Here is a 19,606-nt window from a genome sequence, read left to right as displayed (position 1 = left end):
CTGGCCTAAGGTGTCCGAAGCCCACAGATGGAGACGGACCCCTATGCCAGGCAGCGGCGCTGTCACCCGCAACACACTTCGCCAGCAGATCGCGGACGCGCTGCGTGACGAGGTGCTCGCGGGGCGCCTGGCGGCCGGGAGCGAATTCACCGTCAAACAGATCGCCGAGAAGTACGAGGTCTCCGCGACCCCCGTCCGCGAGGCCCTCGTCGATCTCTCCGCGCAGGGCCTGCTCGACTCCGTCCAGCACCGCGGCTTCCGCGTCCGAGTCTTCTCCGTGGACGATTTCCGGGGCATGATCGAGGCTCGTACGTTGATCGTGGAAGGCATCTTCCGCAGGCTCGTGGAACGCGGCACCGCCCCCGGCTCCGGGGAACGGCTGGTCTCGGTGCGCCGCCGGGCGGAAGAAGCGCAGCGGGCAGCGCTGAACGGCTCGCTCGACGTGCTGATCGGCTACGACCTGCGCTTCTGGAGGGAGCTGAGCGGGCTGGTCGGCAACATCTACATCTCCGAGTTCCTGCACCGGATCCGGGTGCAGTGCTGGGTGTTCGCCGTGCCCTACCTGAAGGCGGAGCCGGACCTGCGCTTCGGCCTGTGGGCCGGCCACAACGAACTGATCGACGCGGTGACCCGCGCGGACGCCGAGGAGGTACGACGCCTCGTGCACGCGTACAACCAGCACGGTCTCGACTGGGCCGCGGGCCTGAAGGCGGCCGGCGCGTGAGCGGCGAGAGCGCCGTGGGCGCCGTGGGTGCCGACCGGGAGAAGCCGGCCTCCGCCGGCACGCGCTGGCTCGGCGCCGTCGGCCTGTCCGTCGTCATCCCCGCTCCGGTCCCGGAGCACACCCTCACAGTCCTCCGCGAGCACCTCGACGCACACTGCGGCACGGGTCCGGGCGCCTGGGAACTCATCCTGGTCACTGATGCCGACACTGACGCCGCCGCCGAGGAACCCCGGATCCGGCTGATCCGCCTCGACGACGACGGCGACGGGCGCGGCAAGGGCGCAGCCCTCCGCGCCGGAGTGCTCGCCTCCGCGGGCGACCGGGTGCTGCTCACCGACTCCGCTCTCAGCACCCCGCTCGACGAGCTGGCCCTCCTCGAAGAAGTCCTGGCCCCGGGCACGCCGCAGGCGGACGACGCACCGCCCGCCGTGGTCCTCGGCCGCTCCCGGAGCCGCCTGGTCCGCGCCCTCGGTATCCCCGGCATACCGGGCTTCCGCGCAGACACCTGCGCCTTCGCCCTCTTCGACGGGGACCGCGCCCGCGCCGCCTTCGGCGCCTCCACCCTCGACGGACCGGCCATCGACGCCGAGGTCCTGCGCTGGGTCCGCCGCCAGGGCTGGCACGTGGCGGAGGTCGAGCTCCCGGCCCGCCGAGCCGACGCCCCGCACGACCAGGCCCCGACCCAGGCCCCGACCCCGACCCCGGCCCCGCGCCCCGACCGCCGCCAGGCCCTCGGCGACCTGTTCCGCCTCAACGCAGGCGGCCTCGCCGTGGCCGGCGCCTTCCTCCTGCTCTCCCTCTACGTCTTCCAGGGCCTGTGGACGGACCTCGACGGCGCCTACCTCGCGGACGCGCTCCAGGACCAGAACCAGTGGGAGTGGTTCGTCGGTGTCACCACCGACAACGTCACGAACCTCCGCAACCCGCTCTTCACCCTCTCCCAGGGCATGCCCGACGGCGTGAACCTGATGGCCAACGCCACGATGCTCGGCCTGAACGTCCCGCTGATCCCGGTCACGCTGCTCTTCGGCGAGACCGTCACCTTCGCGCTGGTCCTCACGCTCGGCATGGCCGCGAGCGCCTGGACCTGGTACTGGCTGATCCGCCGCCGGTTCGTGCGCAGCCGCTGGGCGGCCGCCGCGGGCGGGGCGCTCGCGGCCTTCGCGCCGCCGATGGTCTCGCACGCCAACGGCCATCCGAACTTCGTCGTCCTCTTCATGATCCCGCTGATCATCGACCGGGCCCTGCGCCTGTGCGAGGCCCAGCGCGAGGGTCGCAGTGTGACGCGTGACGGGGTACTGCTCGGGCTCTTCGCGACGTACCAGATCTTCATCGGCGAAGAGCCGCTGCTCATCGCCGCGCTCGGCATGCTGGTCTTCTGCGTGGCCTACCTCCTCGTCGACCGCCGCCGCGCCCTCGCGGCCGCGCGGCCGCTGGGCTCCGGTCTGCTCGTCGCGCTCGCCGTGTGCCTGCCGCTGGTGGCCGTACCGCTGTACTGGCAGTTCTTCGGCCCGCAGAGCTACCACTCGGTCCTGCACGGGGACAACGCCGGGAACAGCCCGCGCGCCCTGATCGAGTACGCCTCCCGCTCCCTCTTCGGCGACCCCGAGACGGCCGGCAAGCTCTCCCTGAACACCACCGAGCAGAACGCCTTCTACGGCTGGCCCCTGCTCGCCTTCGGCGTCGCCGTGTGCGTGTGGCTGTGGCGGAGCAAGGCCGTACGGGCCCTCGCGCTCACCGGCTTCGTCGCGCTCCTGCTGTCCCTCGGGCCCTGGGTGCCCGTACCCCGCACGGAGATCGTGCTGCCGGGACCCTGGCGCCTGATGATCAAGCTGCCGCTCTTCGAGTCGGTGATCGAGGGGCGCGTGGCGATGGTGTGCGCGCCCGTCCTGGGCATCCTGCTCGCCCTCGCGCTCGACCGGATCCTCCGGCTGCGCACCCGCGAGCTGCGCACCCTGGGCCTCCTGGGGGCGGCGGCCGCGCTGATCCCCGTCCTGCCGCTGCCGCTGACCGTACGGGACCGCGCGCCGGTGCCCGCGTTCATCACCTCCGGGGACTGGAAGGGCTACGTCAAGGACGGCGAGGCACTCGTTCCGGTACCGCTGCCGGACCCGGGCCAGGCGGACGCGCTGCACTGGCAGGTGGAGGCGGACTTCGGCTTCCGGCTGGCCGGCGGCTACTTCAACGGCCCGTGGGGCCCCGACCGGATCGGCATCTACGGGGCCACCCCGCGGCACCTCTCGAACCTCCTGCGCGACGTCCGCTACGGCGCGCAGCCGCCCGAGGTCACCGCCTCCTGGAGGCTGCAGGCCCGCCAGGACCTGGAGTACTGGAAGGCCGGCGCGGTCGTCCTGCCCTTCCAGGACCGGGACACCGAGCTGCGGGACCTACTCACCGGGCTGCTGGGCCGGGATCCGGAGCAGGTGCGCGACGTGTGGGTCTGGAGGGTGGGCCCGGGGGAGCCGTAGGCACGGATCGGGCGCGCATCCGGCCGGGATCCGCGTCGCAAGGTTCTGCTCACCCCTTCGCTGAGCGTGTCCGGCGCACTACGCTGGCCCGATCGGCGGCAACGACTGATCGGAGGCCGAGTGGCCTGTGACCTGTGGCTGGTCCCCCTTGTCGACGTGCTGTGCCACAGCCCCGACAACCCCTTCGCGGAAGAGATCGCCTCGTACGACAAGGCGCTGGGCGAGGCCGGACTGCCGTCCGTGCCGGTGTTCGCGTACATGCCGGGGCTGTCCGGGGACGTCGCCCCGGTGGCCGGTTTCGACTACGACGCCCTGCACTTCCTGCGGCGGGCGTACCTGCTCCAGATCTGCGGGCTGCCGGTGACCCCGGTGGACGAGCTGGGCGGGGACTACGAGCAACTGCTGGAGATGTTCGAGCCGACGGCGCAGCAGTCGCACCTGGTGTGGCACTACGACCACGCGGGGGCCTACGTCCCCGTGGACTTCGCGTACCCGCTGGCCAACGAGGAGCTGCTGGCCGGGGGCGGGCCCCTGGGCTCCGCACAGGGCCTGCTGCGCGAGCTGGCCCTGGTGGCTCCCGCGATCGGGATAGACCACCTGAACCCGCCGCTCGCCCCGGCGCCCCCGGGGCGGCCGACGGCGCTGGAGGAGCCCGCCGGGCCGATCCCGTACGACGACAGCCCCTTCGCGCGGGAGCGGCACGTGTGGCTGGGCCTGCACGCGGCGGCGACCCGGAGCCTCGGCCAGGGCTCGATGATCATCTTCAGCTGACGCGGTCCGTACGGGTACGGATACGGATACGGGGCCGGCTCCGCACGGCGGAGACGGCCCCGCCCCGTTCAGCGCGGCTGCTCCGGCGGTCTCTGGCGGGGCATGTTCGGGCGGGTGCCCGGGGGGAGCGGGAAGCGGGCCGGCGGGACGTACGCCTCCGAGCGGGATCCGCCCGCGCCCAGGGACTGCATGACCAGCGGGGCGGGGCCGGAACTGAACTCGACCATCCACTCCGCGGTCTCGGACCGCACGAGCTCGGTCACGTCCTCCGAGAAGCGGCGCAGCACGGTCAGACATCGCTCCGCGGCCTCGCTGGCGGTGCCCTCGGTCGGGCCCAGGATCTCGCGCACGTTCTCCGTGGCCCAGTCGAACTGCAGGGTCTGCAGTCGCCGCTGCACGGCCTGCGCCGTCGCCACGTCCCGCATCCAGCCCGAGGTCAGGCCGAAGAACCGGTCGCAGGCCAGGCAGGCCGCCCCCAGGAGCAGCGCGAGATAGCCGTACGAGGCCGCTCCGGGCACCGAGCCGGTCAGCTCCAGCAGCGGCATCGAGGCGCCGGTCACCGCGCCGGCGGCGGCCCCGATCCGAAGGATCCGGGCTCCGCGGCGCTTCCACGCCCGGTCCGACAGGTACCACTCGGCGGTGCGCAGCGCGTCGGCCTCGACCCGTCGGTAGAGCTCGTCGAGCCGCTCCGCGGGCTCGCCCCAGTCCCCGAGAGGGAACGGCCGGCCGGTAAGGTCGCCGTCCTCAGCGGGATCCCGGGGTGGCCCCTCGGGCTGCATCTCCGGCTGACTCACCCGGGCACTCCCTCTGCCTGCGCTGAACGTGTGGTGGTGCGCGTGTGCGCAATGGTGCGCATGCTCTTCCTACCTTCGAATGAGACGCGGTGGGCAACGATTCCCGGGATTTCCGCCCGCAAGGGGGGCGTCATCAGGTACGCGCACGCCTCGTCTCTCACTCGAAAGAGTTGGTCCTCACGGCGTAGGGCGCGGCGCCCGGGGAGCACGTAGGCTCGGATTGACCAAGCCGCCGGCGCTTGGCCCGACGCTACGGAGTGAGTGACCTGTGATTCCCGGTGGTGGCATGCCCGACATGCAGCAGCTGCTCCAGCAGGCCCAGAAGATGCAGCAGGACCTCGCCGTGGCGCAGGACGAGCTGGCGCGCACCGAGGTCGAGGGTCAGGCCGGCGGCGGTCTGGTGAAGGCGACCGTCACCGGTTCCGGTGAACTGCGTGCGCTGGTGATCGACCCGAAGGCCGTGGACCCCGAGGACACCGAGACGCTCGCGGACCTGGTGGTCGCGGCGGTCCAGGCGGCCAACGAGAATGCGCAGGCGCTCCAGCAGCAGAAGCTGGGCCCGCTGGCGCAGGGGCTGGGCGGCGGCAGCGGTATCCCCGGCCTTCCGTTCTAGTCCCTTCCCGAGCCTCCCCGGCTCGGTAACCCTCCCGCACCGAAAGAAGGCAGTCCGTTGTACGAAGGCGTGGTCCAGGACCTGATCGACGAACTGGGCAGGCTGCCCGGCGTCGGGCCCAAGAGCGCGCAGCGGATCGCCTTCCACATCCTGCAGGCCGAGCCCACCGACGTCCGCCGCCTCGCGCACGCGCTGCTGGAGGTCAAGGACAAGGTCCGGTTCTGTGCGGTGTGCGGGAACGTGGCGCAGGAGGAGCGGTGCAACATCTGCCGCGATCCGCGCCGCGACCTGTCGGTCATCTGCGTGGTCGAGGAGTCGAAGGACGTCGTCGCGATCGAGCGGACGCGCGAGTTCCGGGGCCGGTACCACGTCCTCGGCGGTGCGATCAGCCCGATCGAGGGCGTCGGCCCGGACGATCTGCGCATCCGGGAGCTGCTGGCGCGGCTCGCGGACGGCTCGGTCACCGAGCTGATCATCGCGACCGACCCGAATCTGGAAGGCGAGGCGACCGCCACCTACCTCGCCCGCATGATGAAGCCCATGGGCCTGAAGGTCACCCGCCTGGCCAGCGGGCTCCCCGTCGGGGGAGATCTGGAGTACGCGGACGAGGTCACGCTCGGGCGGGCCTTTGAAGGAAGGCGACTTCTCGATGTCTGACGCAACGCTGCACGCCCTGGGACTGGATCCGGACGATTTCGCGGCTTCGATCGCGGACCAGATCGAGTCCTTCATCGTCGCGGTCACCGAGGTGGCCAAGGGCGAGGACCCGGACAGCGCCGTGCCCTTCCTCCTCCTGGAGGTGTCCCAGCTGCTGCTGGCGGGCGGCCGGCTGGGCGCGTACCAGGACGTCCTGCCCGACGAGCGCTACGAGCCCGATCTGGGCCCGGAGCCGGACGTGGACGACCTGCGCGAGCGGTTCGCCGTGATGCTGGAGCCGGTCGACGTCTACTCGGAGGTCTTCGACCCCTACGAGCCGCGCAAGGCCCCGGTCCCGCACCGGATCTCCGACGACCTGGCCGACGTGGTCGCCGACCTGCGGCACGGGCTCATCCACCACCAGGCGGGCCGGATCACCGAGGCGCTGTGGTGGTGGCAGTTCTCGTACTTCACCAACTGGGGCCCCACGGCGTCGGCCACGCTGCGCGCCCTCCAGTCGCTGATCGCGCACGTCCGCCTCGACCAGCCGCTGGCCGCGCTGGACGGGCTGGACACGGACGAGGACCTCGCGGAGGACGAGCTCGCGGAGGTGGCCGGGCAGGTCATGGCCGAGGAGCTCGGCGGCCTCGGCCGGAAGTGAACGCCCCGGCGGGGGAACGTTTGCCGTGATCTTTTCGTCTCATGATGTGGTACGAGGCGGTCGTATCGCGGCCGCTCGTTAGACTGCACCAGCAATGAGACGGACTGAGCGAGGAGCGCACGTGGGCCTTGTCGTGCAGAAGTACGGAGGCTCCTCCGTAGCCGATGCCGAAGGCATCAAGCGTGTTGCCAAGCGGATCGTGGATGCCAAGAAGAACGGCCACCAAGTGGTCGTCGTGGTTTCCGCGATGGGCGACACGACGGACGAGCTGATCGATCTCGCCGAGCAGGTGTCCCCGATGCCTGCCGGGCGCGAATTCGACATGCTGCTGACCGCCGGAGAGCGGATCTCCATGGCCCTGCTGGCCATGGCGATCAAAAACCTGGGCCACGAGGCCCAGTCGTTCACCGGTAGCCAGGCAGGCGTCATCACCGACTCGGTCCACAACAAAGCGCGCATCATCGATGTCACGCCGGGCCGGATCCGCACTGCGCTGGACGAGGGCAACATCGCCATCGTCGCCGGCTTCCAGGGCGTGTCGGCGGACAGCAAGGACATCACCACCCTCGGCCGGGGCGGCTCGGACACGACCGCCGTCGCGCTCGCCGCGGCGCTGGACGCCGAGGTCTGCGAGATCTACACCGACGTCGACGGCGTCTTCACCGCGGACCCCCGCGTCGTGAAGAAGGCCAAGAAGATCGACTGGATCAACTCCGAGGACATGCTGGAGCTCGCGGCCTCCGGCTCCAAGGTGCTGCTGCACCGCTGCGTCGAGTACGCGCGCCGCTACAACATCCCGATCCACGTCCGCTCGTCCTTCTCGGGACTGCCGGGCACCTGGGTCAGCAACGAGAATCCGCAAGGGGACGAGCCGGTGGAGCACGCCATCATCTCCGGAGTCGCTCACGACGTCTCCGAAGCCAAGATCACGGTCGTCGGCGTCCCGGACAAGCCGGGTGAGGCCGCGGCCATCTTCCGCGCCATCGCGGACGCCGAGATCAACATCGACATGATCGTGCAGAACGTGTCCGCCGCCTCCACGGGCCTGACGGACATCTCCTTCACCCTCCCCAAGGCCGAGGGCCACAAGGCCATCGACGCCCTGGAGAAGGCGAAGGGCACGATCGGCTTCGAGTCCCTGCGCTACGACGACCAGATCGGCAAGATCTCCCTGGTCGGCGCGGGCATGAAGACCAACCCGGGCGTCACCGCCTCGTTCTTCCAGGCGCTGTCCGACGCGGGCGTCAACATCGAGCTGATCTCCACCTCGGAGATCCGCATCTCGGTCGTGACCCGCCAGGACGACGTCAACGAGGCCGTCCGCGCCGTGCACACGGCCTTCGGACTCGACAACGACAACGGCGACGAAGCCGTCGTCTACGGCGGCACGGGACGTTGAACCCGCCCGCGGCCCGGTCGGCCCCGGCTCCGGCACTCGCCGTGGTCGGGGCGACCGGAGCCGTCGGCTCCGTCCTGCTCCAGATGTTGTCCCAGCGGGCCGACGTCTGGGGCGACGTACGCCTGATCGCCTCCTCGCGCTCGGCCGGCCGCAGGCTGACCGTGCGCGGTACGGAGGCCGAGGTGCTCGCCCTCACCGAAGACGCCTTCGACGGCCTCGGGGCGGGCGACATCGCGCTCTTCCTGACCCCGGCCGAGGTGTCCGCCCGGTGGGCTCCCGTCGTCACCGCGCGCGGAGCCGTCGTGGTGGACCAGTCCTCGGCCTTCCGCGAGGACCCCGACGTACCGATGGTGCTGCCCGAGGTGAACGGGCACGCGGCCCGGATCCGGCCGCGCGGGATCGTCTCCGGGCCCGACTGCGTGACCGCGGCGATGATCGCGGCGCTGGGCGCGCTGCACGCCGAGTACGCCCTGGCCGAGCTGGCCGTCTCCACGTACCAGGCCGCGAGCGCGGCCGGCCGGGCCGGCTCGGAGGCGCTGCGCCGCCAGCTGTCACTCGTCGCCGGCACCTCCCTGGGGGAGCATCCCGGGGACGTGCGCCGGGCCGTGGGCGAGGAGACCGGGCCCTTCGCGGGTCCGCTCGCGCTCAACGTGGTGCCGTGGTCCGGTGAGCTCCGCGAGGACGGCTGGTCCTCGCACGAGCTGGCCGTACGGGCGCAAGTACGCCGGATCCTGGACCTGGCGCAGCTGCCGGTGTCCGTGACCTGCGTACAGGTACCCGTACTGACCGGGCACTCGCTGACCGTACGGGCCCGGTTCGAGGGCGCCGTCGAGGCGGTGCGCGCCCGGGAGATCCTGGACTCGGCGCCCGGGGTGGTCCTCGTGGACGACCCGGCCGCGGGGGAGTTCCCGACCCCGTCGGACGCGGCGGGAACGGATCCGGCCTGGGTGGGACGGGTACGGCGCTCGCTCGACGACCCGCGGTCGCTGGAGTTCTTCGTCTGCGCGGACAACCTCCGGCAGGGTGCTGCGCTCAATGCCACACAAACTGCGGAGCTGATCGCGGCTGATTTTGGGTCCTTCACTTTGTAGGATCATCGTTAATCCCTTGATCGAGTGGATGGCCCGACGCTGCCGTCGTACGACGTTGCGCGTCCGGGTGAGCGGCTACGCAAGAAGACGATGAGAATCCCGCCGATGAATCTGCCGTGCGCGTACAACCCTCACGGGGGGACGCGAGTCCAACTGGCGTGGCAGAAGCATTGCTCGAACTCCCCGTCATACCGGCGCGCGCCGGGACGATCCCGGTCCCGCTGCGTCGGCGCTCCCGCACGCCCGGTGGGTTCCCGGTGATCGTTCCCGTTCCGCCCGCCGAAACGGCGTCCGGAGCCCCCCTGTCGCCCGGGGTGCCCGCCGCGCCCGACGTCCCTGCGCCCGCACCGGCCGAGGACGGCCGTGTGCCCGGGCCGCGCACCAGCGCGGAGGGCACCGGAGGCACGTACGAGGTGGCCGAGGTGGTGGAGGTGGTCGCGGGTACCACCGTCGACTACCTCACGGAGACCTACCAGGCGCACTACCGCTCGCTGCTGGGCCTCGCCGCGCTGCTCCTCGACGACACCGCCTCCTGCGAGGACGTCGTCCAGGAGGCGTTCATCCGCGTCCACGCGGCCCGCAACAAGGTCCGGGACCGGGACAAGACCCTGGCCTACCTGCGCCAGACCGTCGTCAACCTTTCGCGCTCCACCCTGCGCCGCCGCATCCTCGGCCTGAAGCTTCTGTCGAAGCCGATGCCGGACATGGCGAGCGCCGAGGAAGGCGCGTACGACCTGCTGGAACGGGACGATCTCATCAAGGCGATGCGCGGACTCCAGCGACGCCAGCGCGAGGTGCTGTCGCTGCGCTACTTCTCTGACATGACGGAAGCTCAGGTCGCCGAGACCCTCGGCATATCGCTCGGTTCGGTCAAGGCGTACGGTTCGCGGGGCATTGCCGCGCTGCGGGTGGCGATGGAGGCTGCGCAGTCATGAGTGAGGACCGGAAGAAGAACGAGGCCCAGGACCGGGACCAGGCCCAGGACCGGGACCGGGAACTGTCCGGCCTGTTCGGCGCCTCCGGCGGCCCGGAGGCCCTGCGGGCGCTCGTGATGGGCACGGCGAGCACGCCGGACACGGCGAGCACGGCTGAGGCTCCCGAGACCGCTGAGGCTCAGGACACGGCTGAGGTGCAGGACACGGTGGAGGCGCCGGACACGGCGGAGGCCGCCGGTTCCGAGCAGGCCGACGCGGAGGAGTCCGCTGCCGAGCCCGTCGTCGCCGAGCCCGCCGCCCCCAAGCTCGCCCTCGTCAAGCCCGCCGCCGGCACAGCGCCCGCCGCCTCCGAGCCCGTGGCCGAGGAGGACGTGCTCCGCGGTCTGCTGCAAGGGGTCGTCGGCGGGATCGAACCCTCCGTCAACGCGCTGGAGCGGCTGCGGTACGCGGTCCCCGCGCGCCGGGTCCGCAACCGGCGGATCCTCGTCGCCGCTGCGGCGGCCGTCGTGGTGCTGGGCGGAGGGATCCCGGTGAGCCTGCTCCTGGCCTCAGGGACGGGCGGAAACTCCGACCGTTCCATCATGGCGGGCCACGGCCAGAAGGGCGGAGACTCGAAGGACGGGTCCAGCCTGCACCAGAACGGCTCCGGTTCCCGTCCGAAGCCCAAGAAGACCTCCGGCAAGGACAAGGACAAGGACGGCAAGGACAAGACGGACGACGCGGACGCCAGTACCTTGCCGCCCCTGCCGGACGGCGGCTACCCGACCATCGGCGGCCCGAACGTCACCCCGCCCCGCGCCACCTCGCCCATCCCCGGCACCACCGGCTCCGTGGGCGGCGGTCTGCCGCCCGCCTCCGTGGTCGTGCCCAACTGTGCCCAGAGCCAGATCTCCGTGGCGGGCAGCATCAAGGCCCCGTCGGCCGGCAACAAGGTCGCCGGCAGCTTCAAGGTCACCAACGTGTCGGCGAGCAGCTGTACCGTCCGCGGCCCGGAGTCGCTGGCGGCGGGCCCGGCCTTCCAGGGCGGTGCCCCGGTGACGGTCGTCAACCACGTCACGGGCGATGCGGCGACCGGGCTGCTGCCCGATCCGTCGGTGGAGACCCTGCGGCTGGTGCTCGCGCCGAACGCGCAGTACGAGGTCCGCTTCGCGTGGGTGCCGCCGGAGGGCGGCTGCCCCACTGCGAACGGCGGCGGGGGCAACCCGCCCGAGGGCGGCTCCGGCGACACCTCGGGCACCGACACGGGCCAGGGGCAGGCGGCGCTGCCGCCGCTCGGTGCCCTGGTGGCCCACACGCCCAATCCGGACGGTCCCGACGGCCCGACGACGCAGCTGACCATCGCGGAGGCCTGCGGCGGAACCGTCTACCGGACGGGCGTCATCCCGCTGAAGTAGACCGGGACGGACGGACGGACGTTACGCGGAGCCCGCCCCGGCCGGGGCGGGCTCCGCCGTGTCCTGCTCCGCCGGGGTCTCGGTGAGGAGGCCCGCCTCCGTGTCGCGCAGGGTCTCCACCTCGCGCCGGTACAGCCGGAACCACATGAAGAGCACGAACGCGGCGAAGACGAACCACTCGCCGGTGTAGCCGAGGTTCTGGAAGGCCTTCAGGTCCAGCCCGGTGTTGGCCGGAGCCTGCGCCGGCACCGGAGTCATCCCGTCGGCGGGCGTCTGCACGGTCAGCCAGGCGTCGTACAGGCCGTACGGCACGATGTTGACGAGCGAGGCGGCCCCGATCACGCCGAGCTGCCCGGCCGGCAGCCCGCCCGCGGAGTAGACGCCCTTGCTGGTGGAGTTCTCCGAGGCCTGGAGCGCCCCCGTCACCTCGACCCGCCCGGTCGGCGGGGCCGGGGCCCGGCCCGCGTCGGCGGCTCCGGGCAACCAGCCCCGGACCACGGGTACGGCCTTGCCGGTGTCGGTCTTGAGCAGGGTCAGGACGTAGAAGCCGGACTTCCCGTCGAGCCGCCGCTCGGGGACCAGCAGCTGGTCGGCGTACTCCCCGGAGACCGAGGCGAGCCGTCCGGAGGTCTTCTTGTCCACCGGGAGCAGCGAGTCCAGCGGCGCGGCCCCCTGTTCGGCGGGGCGTGCGCTGGTCGCCTCCTTGTGGGTGTCGACGCGGTCCTCGAACCGGCCGAGCTGCCAGGTCCCCATGAACAGGCAGAAGGGGACGCCGAGCGCGACGAAGACGTTGATCCCCCACCAGCGCGGGGTCAGGAGAAACCGGTGCACCCCACCACCGTACGGGGGGCGCACCGGTCGGCCGGTGCCGGGGCTAGCGCGGCAGGTGCTTCAGCGCGAAGTCGATCTCCATCCGGACCTGCTTGATCCGCTCCTCCACGACGAGCGAGCCGTGTCCGGCGTCGTAGCGGTACACCTCGTGCTCCGCCCCGCGCGCCGCCAGCCGGTCCACGTAGTTCTCGATCTGCTTGATGGGGCAGCGCGGGTCGTTGAGCCCCGCCGCGATGTGCACGGGCGCCTTCACCGCGTCCACGTACGTCAGCGGCGAGGAGGCCTCGAAGCGCTCCGGGACCTCCTCCGGGGTACCGCCGAAGAGGGTGCGGTCCAGGGACTTCAGCGCCTCCATCTCGTCGTGGTACGCGGTCACGTAGTCGGCGACCGGTACGGCCGCCAGCCCCACCGCCCAGGCCTCCGGGTGCATGCCGAGGCCCAGCAGCGTCAGGTAGCCGCCCCAGGAGCCGCCGGACAGCACCAGGCGCGCCGGGTCCGCGAGGCCGGAGCCCACCGCCCATTCCCGTACGGCTTCGACGTCCTCCAGCTCGATCAGGCCGACCCGGTGCTTGAGGGCGTCGGTCCACTCGCGTCCGTAGCCGGTCGAACCGCGGTAGTTGACCCGGACGACCGCGAATCCGTGGTCGAGCCAGGCCGCCGGGGTCGCGGCGAAGGCGTCGCTGTCGTGCCAGGTGGGCCCGCCGTGGATCTCGAAGACCGTGGGGAAGGGGCCGTCGCCGTGGCCGACGGGCCGCTGGGCGAGGGCGTGGATCCGCCCGCCGGGGCCCTCGACCCACACGTCCTCGACCGGCACGGAGCCGGGCGGCCGGAAACCGGGAGGGTCGAGCACGACTCCGCCCGCGGTCGACCGGATGACGGAGGGCTCGGCCGCGGAGGACCACTGGTACTCCACCGACCCGTCGGGCCGCGCCGTCGCCCCCGACACGGTGCCCGGCGGGGTGTCCAGCCGTACGAGTTCCCGCGCGGCCAGGTCGTAGCGGAAGAGCTCGCTGCGCGCCTCGTAGCCGTGCTCGATCAGCAGCGCGGACCCGTCGGGGTACCACTCGGCGCCGACGTCGCCCGGCAGGTCGACGGCCAGCCCCTCCTCGGTGCCCGCGGCCACGTCCCACACCATCGGCTCCCACCGGCCGCGCCGCTGGTGGCCGACCAGCAGCCGGGTGTCTCCCGCGACGGGCGCGAAGCCGAGCACCATGAGGCCCAGCTCCTCGGTGCCGCCCCGGGAGTCGTCCAGCTCGGCGACGGTGGCGCCGTCCAGGGTGATCACCCGCAGGGCCGAGTGCATCGCGTCGCCGTACTCGGTGTGCTCGACGGCGAGCAGGGTCCCGTCCCGGGACAGGTCGCCGACGCCGGCCGACTCGCGGTGCCGGTAGACGACGGTCGGCTCCGTCCCGTCGGGCCGGACCACGTGGATCGTGGTCCCGTCCTCGTCGGTGGAGCGCCCCACGACGGCCGTCCCGTCGCGCCCGATGGCCAGCCCGGCGGGGTAGGAGGCCTCCAGCCCGGGGGTGGCCGGCTCGTCCGGGCCGCCCGCGAAGGGCTGGCGGACCCAGGTGCCGAACTCGTCGCCGTCGGTGTCGGAGAACCACCAGACCCACGCGCCGTCGGGGGAGAGGGTGCCGTCGGTGGTCCCGTTGGGCCGGTCGGTGGCCTGCCGCTGGACACCGGTGGCGCGGTCCCAGGCGTAGAGCTCGTAGGTCCCGGTGGCGTTGGAGACGAAGAGCGAGCGGTCGGGCGCGTCCTCGGCCCATTCGGGCAGTCCCACGCGCGGGGCCCGGAAGCGCTTCTCCCAGTCGGGCATGTCGGCGTTCGTGTCGGCGATGGCGTCAGTCATGCACCCCATGTAACCGGATCGGCCGCGGCCCGTCCCCCGAGATGCCGACGGGGCCGAACGGGCGCAGGGTGGTGTGCGTACGGATCGGTGGAGTCGAGGAGCAGCGGTCATGGCGAAGAAGGCGCGTACCGGAAAGCCGTCCCACCACGATTCGGAGCGTGCGATGGCCAAGAACACCGCGGCGGAGGCGCGCGCCAAGGCCGCCGTGCGCGATGTGCAGTCGGTCTCCGCGAAGACCCGGGGCATGCAGCAGAAAGCCCAGGCCAAGCGAGGCTGAGCCGTAGGCTGACGCGATGCGGATGATCGTCCGGGGCGCCCGGCTGCTGCACAGCGAAGGCCTGCACGACGTCGAGGTCGCGGAGGACGGGCGGATCGCGCGCGTGCTCCCGTACGACGACCAGAAGGAGCCTCCGGCGACGGGGGTGCTGATCGAGGCGCACGGCGGGCTGCTCAGCGCGCCCTTCGTCGAGCCGCACATCCACCTCGACACGGCCCTGACGGCCGGAGACCCGCGCCCCAACGTCTCCGGGACCCTCTGGGAGGGCATCGCCTGCTGGAGCGAGCGTAAGAAGACCCTGACCCGCGAGGACGTGATCGCGCGGGCCACCGAGGTGCTCCGCTGGCAGGCGGCGCAGGGCGTCCTGCACGTGCGCACCCACTGCGATGTCACCGACCCGGCGCTGATCGCGCTCGATGCGCTGCTGGAGGTGCGCGACCGGGTGCGGGACGTGATGACCCTGCAGATCGTCGCCTTCCCGCAGGAGGGCATCGTGTCCTTCCCGGGCGGCGAGAAGCTGCTGCGCGAGGCCGTCCGGCGCGGGGCCGACGTGGTCGGCGCGATCCCGCACTTCGAGGACACCCGGGAGGACGGGGTGGCCTCGCTGGCCGTCGCCTTCCGGCTCGCCGAGGAGCAGGGACTGCGGGTGGACGCGCACTGCGACGAGATCGACGACGAGCAGTCCCGTTTCGTGGAGGTACTGGCCGCCCACGCGCTGCGCTCGGGGCTGCGCGGGCACGTGACCGCCTCGCACACGACGGCGATGGGCTCCTACGGCGGGGCGTACAGCTTCAAACTCCAGCGCCTGCTGTCGCGCTCCGGGATCAACCTCGTCTCGAACCCCTTCGCCAACCTGAACCTCCAGGGCCGCTTCGACACGTACCCGAAGCGCCGCGGCCTCACCCAGGTCAAGGAGATGCTGGCGGCAGGGGTCAACGTGGCCTTCGGCCACGACGACGTGATGGACCCCTGGAACGCGCTCGGCACCGGCAACCCGCTGCAGACCGCCCTCGTCGGGATCTACGCCGCCCAGCTCACGGGAGCGGACGAGATCCCGGTGGCCTTCGAGATGGTGACCGAGCGGGCGGCGCGCGTCCTCGGCCTCTCGCCCTCGGAGTACGGGGTCCGCCAGGGCAACCCGGCCTCCTTCGTGCTGCTGCCGGCCGAATCGCCCACCGAGGCCGTCCGCCGCCAGGTCCGCCCCCGCTACGTCGTCTCGCGCGGCACCGTCCTCGCCGAGACCCCGGCGGCTCCGCCCCGGCTGCTGGCCTGGCCGGGGGAGGCGGGGCCCTCGGAGGTGGACTTCCGCCCCCGCCTACGCTGATCTGCCATGAGCTTCGTGACATGGACCCTTGACACTCCGTCCGGCCGGGCCGCGCTGGAGATCGCCTCCGAATACACGGACGCGGCGCTGCTGAACCACTCCGTCCGGTCGTACGCCTTCGGGGCCGAGTACGCGGACCGGCACGGGCTCTCGTACGACCGCGAACTGTTCTACGTCAGCGCGCTGGTGCACGATCTCGGGCTGACCGCGCCCTTCGACAGCCACACCCTGCCCTTCGAGGAGGCCGGCGGCCACGTCGCGCGGGTGCTGACGGCGGGGCTGGGCTGGCCCCGGGTGCGGCGGGCGCGCGCCGAGGAGGTCATCGTGCGGCACATGCGCGAGGACGTCACGGCAGCCGAGGACGTGGAGAGCCACCTGCTGCAGATCGGTACCACCGCGGACGTCTCCGGGGTCGGCGTCGGCGACGCCGACCCCGTCTTCACGGCCGCGCTGCTCACGGAGTACCCGCGCCTCGGCTTCGGCGACGCCTTCTTCGCGCTGGTCAGCGACCAGGCCGCGCGCAAGCCGCAGTGCGCGGCGGCGGCCTACGTGGCGAGCGGCGCGAAGGAGCGCATCGCGGCGAACCCGCTCGACCGGCGGGGCTAGGCCGTCTCTCTCGGATCGTGCCCGGCCCGCGGCGTCCGGTCGGTCTAGAAGAGCCCCAGCGCGTTGTCCAGGGACCAGACCTGCCAGCCCATGGCGAAGAAGGCGACCCCGGAGATCAGGGCCATCATCAGGTTCTGCCCCTGCTCGCCCCAGTCGTGGATCATCAGGATCAGGTAGACCAGGTTGAGCAGCAGCCCGGCGAGCAGGGCTATCGGGGTCAGGAACCCGACGATGAGGCCGAGGCCCAGGGCCAGTTCGGCGTAGGCGACGAGGTAGGCCATGAAGCGCGGGTAGGGCTTCACGACGAGGTCGAATCCGCGCGTGACGAACCCCCAGCGGTGCTTCTCGGCCACGCCGGCCGCCCAGCGGATGCCGCCTCCGCCGAACCAGTCCTTCTTGTCCTTGTGCCGCCAGCTCTCCAGCCACCACAGCCCGAGCCCGATCCGCAGAACGGCGACCCATTCGGGCCCGCCGAGCCAGATGGTCTGCATCCTCGGTTCCCTTCCTCGTTCCCTCGCAATGATCTGACGATGTGTCAGTTTCGAGGGAAGGGGAGGGGTGTGGCAAGGGGTTGGCCGACAGGGTTCAGCGGCACACGACGGAGACGGCCTGAACCTGGTTGTTGCCGAAGCCCCCGCGGTTCCACGGCTGTTCGAGCGGCTGCGTGCGTCCCGAGGCGTCGGTGGCGCGGACCAGGAGGGTGTGGCTGCCCGGGAGCGCCGTCCAGTCGGCGTGCCAGCCCTGCCAGGCGTACGGGTGGCAGGCCTGCGGCTGCACCTCGGCGTCGGTCCATCCGCTGCCGCCGTCGGTGCTCAACTCCACCCGTACGACCGGCCCGTAGCCCGACCAGGCGCGCCCGGCGAGCCGCACGGGACCGGGATGGACGACCCGGGTGCGGGACATGAAATCGGGGAATCCGGGCGGGATCAGCAGGGCGCGCGGGGCGATCCGGGTGACGGGCTCGCCGGGTTCCTCGGCGCTCTGCTTGTACCGGTAGGCCGTGGCCTGCTGGTACCCGCCGAACGCGGCGGCGACGAGCTCGATGTCGCGCAGCCACTTCACGTGGGCCATGCCGTACCAGCCCGGTACGACCAGCCGGAGCGGATGCCCGTGCTGCGGTGGCAGGGGCCCGCCGTTCATCGTGTGGGCGAGCAGCACGTCCTCACCGACGGGCAGCGGCAGACTGCGCCGGTAGTCCTGCTCGACGCCCCGCTCCATCCCGTGGTCGGCGCCCGTGAACACCGCCTCCACGGCGTCCGGCGCCACCCCGGCCTCCGCGAGCACCGCGCGCAGCGGCACCCCCGTCCACTCGGCCGTCCCGACCGCCTCCACCAGCCAGGGCTGGCTGACCGGCCGCGGGGACAGCCGGGCCCGCCCGTTGCCGGCGCACTCCATGGTGACCCGGTGGGTCACGGAGGGGAGGGCCCGGAGGTCGCGCAGGTCCAGCTCCAGGGGGGTCCGGAGGAGGCCGCGGAGGGTGAGGCGCCAGGTGCCGGGGGCGGGGTCGGGATTCGTGTCGGCGTCCGTGCCCGCGTTCGTACCCACACCCGTGTCCGGGATGTCGTAGTGCACGAGGACGTAGTGCAGCCCGACCGGGGTGACCTCGTACCGCATGGCCTCCAGGGGGAGTCCGTGGTTGCGCGCGGCGAGCGCCAGCTCGTCCTGGCCGATGCCCTCCCCGGGGGCGGCGATCCGGCCGGGGGGACTGATCCCGCTGAGGGGACGCTCCTCCATGGGCTCATGGTCCCGCGGTGGGGGCGGACCGGCTACTCCGCGTGCGGATCACGGCAGCGGGCGGTATGAATTGATCTGTCCCTTATGTGATCGGAGTGAAGCGTGGACGACTATCCACTGCTCAACCTGTTCTGGACCATGCTGTGGCTCTTCCTGTGGGTCATGTGGTTCTTCCTGCTGTTCAAGGTGATCACTGACATCTTCAGGGACCACGAGCTGCACGGCTGGGGCAAGGCTGGCTGGCTGATCCTGGTGCTCCTGCTGCCCTACCTCGGCGTTCTCGTCTACCTGATCGTCCGCGGCAAGAGCATGAGCCAGCGCGACGTGAAGCAGGCGAAGGAGAACGAGAAGGCCTTCCAGGACTACGTCCAGAAGGCCGCGGGCCCCCGCAGCAGCCCGGCCGAGGAACTGGCGAAGCTGTCCTCCCTCAAGGAGCAGGGCCACCTGACCCAGCAGGAGTTCGACAAGGCCAAGGAGAAGCTCCTGGCCTGAGGGCCGCCCTCCCTGTCCGCCCTGACCGCTGAACGAGGGCCCGACCGCGATCTCGCGGCCGGGCCCCCGTTCGGGCGTTCCGGATCAGGCCGCGGCGGGGTCCGTGTCCTCCAGCAGGTCGATCAGGGACGAGCGGGCCCGGGCCACGCGGGAGCGGACCGTGCCTATCGGGCAGCCGAGCATGAGCGCCGCCTCCGCGTACGGGAGGCCCATGAGCTGGGTGAGGACGAAGACCTCGCGGCGCTCGGCGGGGATCGCCGCCAGGAGCTCCGCGAGCGCGACACCGTCCTCGAAGCCGGGCACGTCGCGGGGCTGGCTCTGCTCGGCCGCGGTCTGCCAGTCGTCTCTGTCGGCGATCTTGGGACGGGCCGCCTTGTGGCGCAGGCTGTCCACCACGGTGCGCCGCGCGATGGAGAGCAGCCAGGTGCGGGCGGAGGAACGGCCCTCGAAGCGGTGGAGGCTGCCGAGGGCGCGCAGGAAGGTCTCCTGGGTCAGGTCCTCGGCGGACTGCGGGTCCGCGCTGAGGTAGGCGACGTAGCGGCGTACGTCCCGGTGCAGGGCGCGTACGAACTGGTCCACCGCGACGGGATCGCCGTCGCGGGCGGCCAGCGCGAGGAGGGTGACGGCCTCGTCGGGGCCGGCGGCGCGGCGGGCGGGGGTGGTGGTGGCGGTGGGGATCGTGGGGAGAGTGGCGGGGGCGGTGGCCGGGCGCGTGAGCAGGGCAGTGGTCATCGACTGGTGTCCTTCGGGGAATCCGGCCGGATTCGATGCCACAGCGCGGGGTCGCGGGGGTGTGGGAGCGCGGGCAGCGCTGTGCCTTCGGTGGCAGGGGTGACGGGGGTGCCAGGGGTGACGGCAGTGATAGCAGTGACCCGAGTGCGCCCGGAAACCCCGGAGCGCGGCATCGTGAGGCCGGGGAACGGGTGGTACGGCCTGCCGGACGGCATGACCGATGCCCGAGGCGCGGTACGGGTTCGGGTGATCCGCCCGTGGCGCGTCGGGGA

At 72.0% G+C, this 19,606-nt stretch carries 20 protein-coding genes; 14 read left to right on the top strand and 6 right to left on the bottom strand.

Annotated elements, in window-relative coordinates:
• The first annotated feature begins 43 nt into the window (after positions 1-43).
• From ACFRU2_RS23355 to ACFRU2_RS23345, 3 genes are all read left to right on the top strand, one after another.
• Positions 44-724, top strand: a complete 681-nt coding sequence (locus tag ACFRU2_RS23355; protein WP_382975109.1) for a GntR family transcriptional regulator — start codon at positions 44-46, stop codon at positions 722-724.
• The gene (locus ACFRU2_RS23350; protein ID WP_382975107.1) at positions 721-3,192 is read left to right on the top strand and encodes a glycosyltransferase 87 family protein; all 2,472 of its coding nucleotides are present in this window, start codon (positions 721-723) and stop codon (positions 3,190-3,192) included. Before ACFRU2_RS23355 ends, ACFRU2_RS23350 begins: the two co-directional genes overlap by 4 nt.
• Positions 3,193-3,312: 120 nt before the next feature.
• Entirely contained in the window at positions 3,313-3,963 is a 651-nt protein-coding gene (locus ACFRU2_RS23345; RefSeq protein ID WP_382975105.1) for a hypothetical protein, read from the top strand.
• Between the two features lie 68 nt (positions 3,964-4,031).
• Here the strand turns inward: ACFRU2_RS23345 and ACFRU2_RS23340 are convergent, their stop codons facing one another.
• Complete coding sequence (locus tag ACFRU2_RS23340; RefSeq protein WP_250744898.1) at positions 4,032-4,757, bottom strand: SLATT domain-containing protein; 726 nt, start codon at positions 4,755-4,757, stop codon at positions 4,032-4,034.
• 268 nt (positions 4,758-5,025) lie between these two features.
• On the opposite strand from ACFRU2_RS23340, the gene ACFRU2_RS23335 reads away from it, so the two are divergent.
• From ACFRU2_RS23335 to ACFRU2_RS23305, 7 genes are all read left to right on the top strand, one after another.
• The gene (locus ACFRU2_RS23335; RefSeq protein ID WP_250744897.1) at positions 5,026-5,370 is read left to right on the top strand and encodes a YbaB/EbfC family nucleoid-associated protein; all 345 of its coding nucleotides are present in this window, start codon (positions 5,026-5,028) and stop codon (positions 5,368-5,370) included.
• A 57-nt stretch (positions 5,371-5,427) separates the two neighbouring features.
• Positions 5,428-6,027, top strand: coding sequence for a recombination mediator RecR (gene recR / locus ACFRU2_RS23330; protein ID WP_382975102.1), 600 nt, complete (start codon positions 5,428-5,430; stop codon positions 6,025-6,027).
• Positions 6,020-6,667 carry a DUF5063 domain-containing protein gene (locus ACFRU2_RS23325; RefSeq protein ID WP_382975100.1) on the top strand — a complete coding sequence of 216 codons (648 nt, stop codon included), beginning with the start codon at positions 6,020-6,022 and terminating at the stop codon, positions 6,665-6,667. Before recR ends, ACFRU2_RS23325 begins: the two co-directional genes overlap by 8 nt.
• A 121-nt stretch (positions 6,668-6,788) precedes the next feature.
• Positions 6,789-8,066: an aspartate kinase gene (locus ACFRU2_RS23320; RefSeq protein ID WP_382975098.1), complete on the top strand. Its 1,278-nt coding sequence runs from the start codon at positions 6,789-6,791 to the stop codon at positions 8,064-8,066.
• On the top strand, positions 8,063-9,157 hold the full coding sequence (locus ACFRU2_RS23315; protein WP_382975096.1) for an aspartate-semialdehyde dehydrogenase: 1,095 nt from the start codon (positions 8,063-8,065) through the stop codon (positions 9,155-9,157). The genes ACFRU2_RS23320 and ACFRU2_RS23315 overlap by 4 nt, the downstream gene beginning before the upstream one ends.
• Positions 9,158-9,315: 158 nt before the next feature.
• Positions 9,316-10,092 (top strand): SigE family RNA polymerase sigma factor, encoded by a 777-nt coding sequence (locus ACFRU2_RS23310; protein ID WP_382975094.1) that lies wholly within the window; start codon positions 9,316-9,318, stop codon positions 10,090-10,092.
• Entirely contained in the window at positions 10,089-11,486 is a 1,398-nt protein-coding gene (locus ACFRU2_RS23305) for a hypothetical protein (RefSeq protein ID WP_382975092.1), read from the top strand. Before ACFRU2_RS23310 ends, ACFRU2_RS23305 begins: the two co-directional genes overlap by 4 nt.
• A gap of 21 nt (positions 11,487-11,507) precedes the next feature.
• Here the strand turns inward: ACFRU2_RS23305 and ACFRU2_RS23300 are convergent, their stop codons facing one another.
• Complete coding sequence (locus ACFRU2_RS23300; protein WP_382975090.1) at positions 11,508-12,317, bottom strand: SURF1 family protein; 810 nt, start codon at positions 12,315-12,317, stop codon at positions 11,508-11,510.
• A 43-nt stretch (positions 12,318-12,360) separates the two neighbouring features.
• On the bottom strand, positions 12,361-14,169 hold the full coding sequence (locus tag ACFRU2_RS23295) for a prolyl oligopeptidase family serine peptidase (protein WP_382975088.1): 1,809 nt from the start codon (positions 14,167-14,169) through the stop codon (positions 12,361-12,363).
• A 109-nt stretch (positions 14,170-14,278) separates the two neighbouring features.
• Here ACFRU2_RS23295 and ACFRU2_RS23290 point away from each other — a divergent pair, with 109 nt between their 5' ends.
• From ACFRU2_RS23290 to ACFRU2_RS23280, 3 genes are read left to right on the top strand one after another with little or no spacing between them, the layout of a single operon-like run.
• Positions 14,279-14,446: a hypothetical protein gene (locus ACFRU2_RS23290; protein WP_266906264.1), complete on the top strand. Its 168-nt coding sequence runs from the start codon at positions 14,279-14,281 to the stop codon at positions 14,444-14,446.
• Between the two features lie 16 nt (positions 14,447-14,462).
• Positions 14,463-15,770 carry a cytosine deaminase gene (codA, locus tag ACFRU2_RS23285; RefSeq protein WP_382975086.1) on the top strand — a complete coding sequence of 436 codons (1,308 nt, stop codon included), beginning with the start codon at positions 14,463-14,465 and terminating at the stop codon, positions 15,768-15,770.
• A 6-nt stretch (positions 15,771-15,776) separates the two neighbouring features.
• Complete coding sequence (locus ACFRU2_RS23280) at positions 15,777-16,376, top strand: HD domain-containing protein (protein ID WP_382975083.1); 600 nt, start codon at positions 15,777-15,779, stop codon at positions 16,374-16,376.
• 44 nt (positions 16,377-16,420) lie between these two features.
• On the opposite strand, the gene ACFRU2_RS23275 is transcribed toward ACFRU2_RS23280, so the two are convergent.
• Entirely contained in the window at positions 16,421-16,867 is a 447-nt protein-coding gene (locus ACFRU2_RS23275; protein WP_274548779.1) for a DoxX family membrane protein, read from the bottom strand.
• Positions 16,868-16,961: 94 nt separating this feature from the next.
• Complete coding sequence (locus ACFRU2_RS23270) at positions 16,962-18,110, bottom strand: sulfite oxidase (protein ID WP_382975079.1); 1,149 nt, start codon at positions 18,108-18,110, stop codon at positions 16,962-16,964.
• A 102-nt stretch (positions 18,111-18,212) separates the two neighbouring features.
• On the opposite strand from ACFRU2_RS23270, the gene ACFRU2_RS23265 reads away from it, so the two are divergent.
• Positions 18,213-18,602, top strand: a complete 390-nt coding sequence (locus tag ACFRU2_RS23265; protein WP_382975077.1) for an SHOCT domain-containing protein — start codon at positions 18,213-18,215, stop codon at positions 18,600-18,602.
• Positions 18,603-18,686: 84 nt separating this feature from the next.
• Here the strand turns inward: ACFRU2_RS23265 and ACFRU2_RS23260 are convergent, their stop codons facing one another.
• Positions 18,687-19,334, bottom strand: coding sequence for a sigma-70 family RNA polymerase sigma factor (locus ACFRU2_RS23260; RefSeq protein WP_382975075.1), 648 nt, complete (start codon positions 19,332-19,334; stop codon positions 18,687-18,689).
• Positions 19,335-19,606 lie beyond the last annotated feature (272 nt).

Origin of the sequence: Streptomyces sp. NPDC056883, assembly GCF_042788835.1 — a bacterium.
Classification (GTDB): Bacteria; Actinomycetota; Actinomycetes; order Streptomycetales; family Streptomycetaceae; genus Streptomyces; species Streptomyces stoeckheimensis.
The sequence above is the reverse complement of the archived record's forward strand: the minus strand, read 5'-3'. Positions and strand labels throughout refer to the sequence as shown.

What these genes read in the sequence shown, in the direction of transcription:
- ACFRU2_RS23355 (WP_382975109.1), top strand. Translation starts at nt 44, where the DNA reads ATGCCAGGCAGCGGCGCTGTCACCCGCAACACACTTCGCCAGCAGATC.
- ACFRU2_RS23325 (WP_382975100.1), top strand. Translation starts at nt 6,020, where the DNA reads ATGTCTGACGCAACGCTGCACGCCCTGGGACTGGATCCGGACGATTTC.
- ACFRU2_RS23305 (WP_382975092.1), top strand. Translation starts at nt 10,089, where the DNA reads ATGAGTGAGGACCGGAAGAAGAACGAGGCCCAGGACCGGGACCAGGCC.
- ACFRU2_RS23295 (WP_382975088.1), bottom strand. Translation starts at nt 14,169, where the DNA reads ATGACTGACGCCATCGCCGACACGAACGCCGACATGCCCGACTGGGAG.
- ACFRU2_RS23290 (WP_266906264.1), top strand. Translation starts at nt 14,279, where the DNA reads ATGGCGAAGAAGGCGCGTACCGGAAAGCCGTCCCACCACGATTCGGAG.
- codA (WP_382975086.1), top strand. Translation starts at nt 14,463, where the DNA reads ATGCGGATGATCGTCCGGGGCGCCCGGCTGCTGCACAGCGAAGGCCTG.
- ACFRU2_RS23280 (WP_382975083.1), top strand. Translation starts at nt 15,777, where the DNA reads ATGAGCTTCGTGACATGGACCCTTGACACTCCGTCCGGCCGGGCCGCG.
- ACFRU2_RS23275 (WP_274548779.1), bottom strand. Translation starts at nt 16,867, where the DNA reads ATGCAGACCATCTGGCTCGGCGGGCCCGAATGGGTCGCCGTTCTGCGG.
- ACFRU2_RS23270 (WP_382975079.1), bottom strand. Translation starts at nt 18,110, where the DNA reads ATGGAGGAGCGTCCCCTCAGCGGGATCAGTCCCCCCGGCCGGATCGCC.
- ACFRU2_RS23260 (WP_382975075.1), bottom strand. Translation starts at nt 19,334, where the DNA reads ATGACCACTGCCCTGCTCACGCGCCCGGCCACCGCCCCCGCCACTCTC.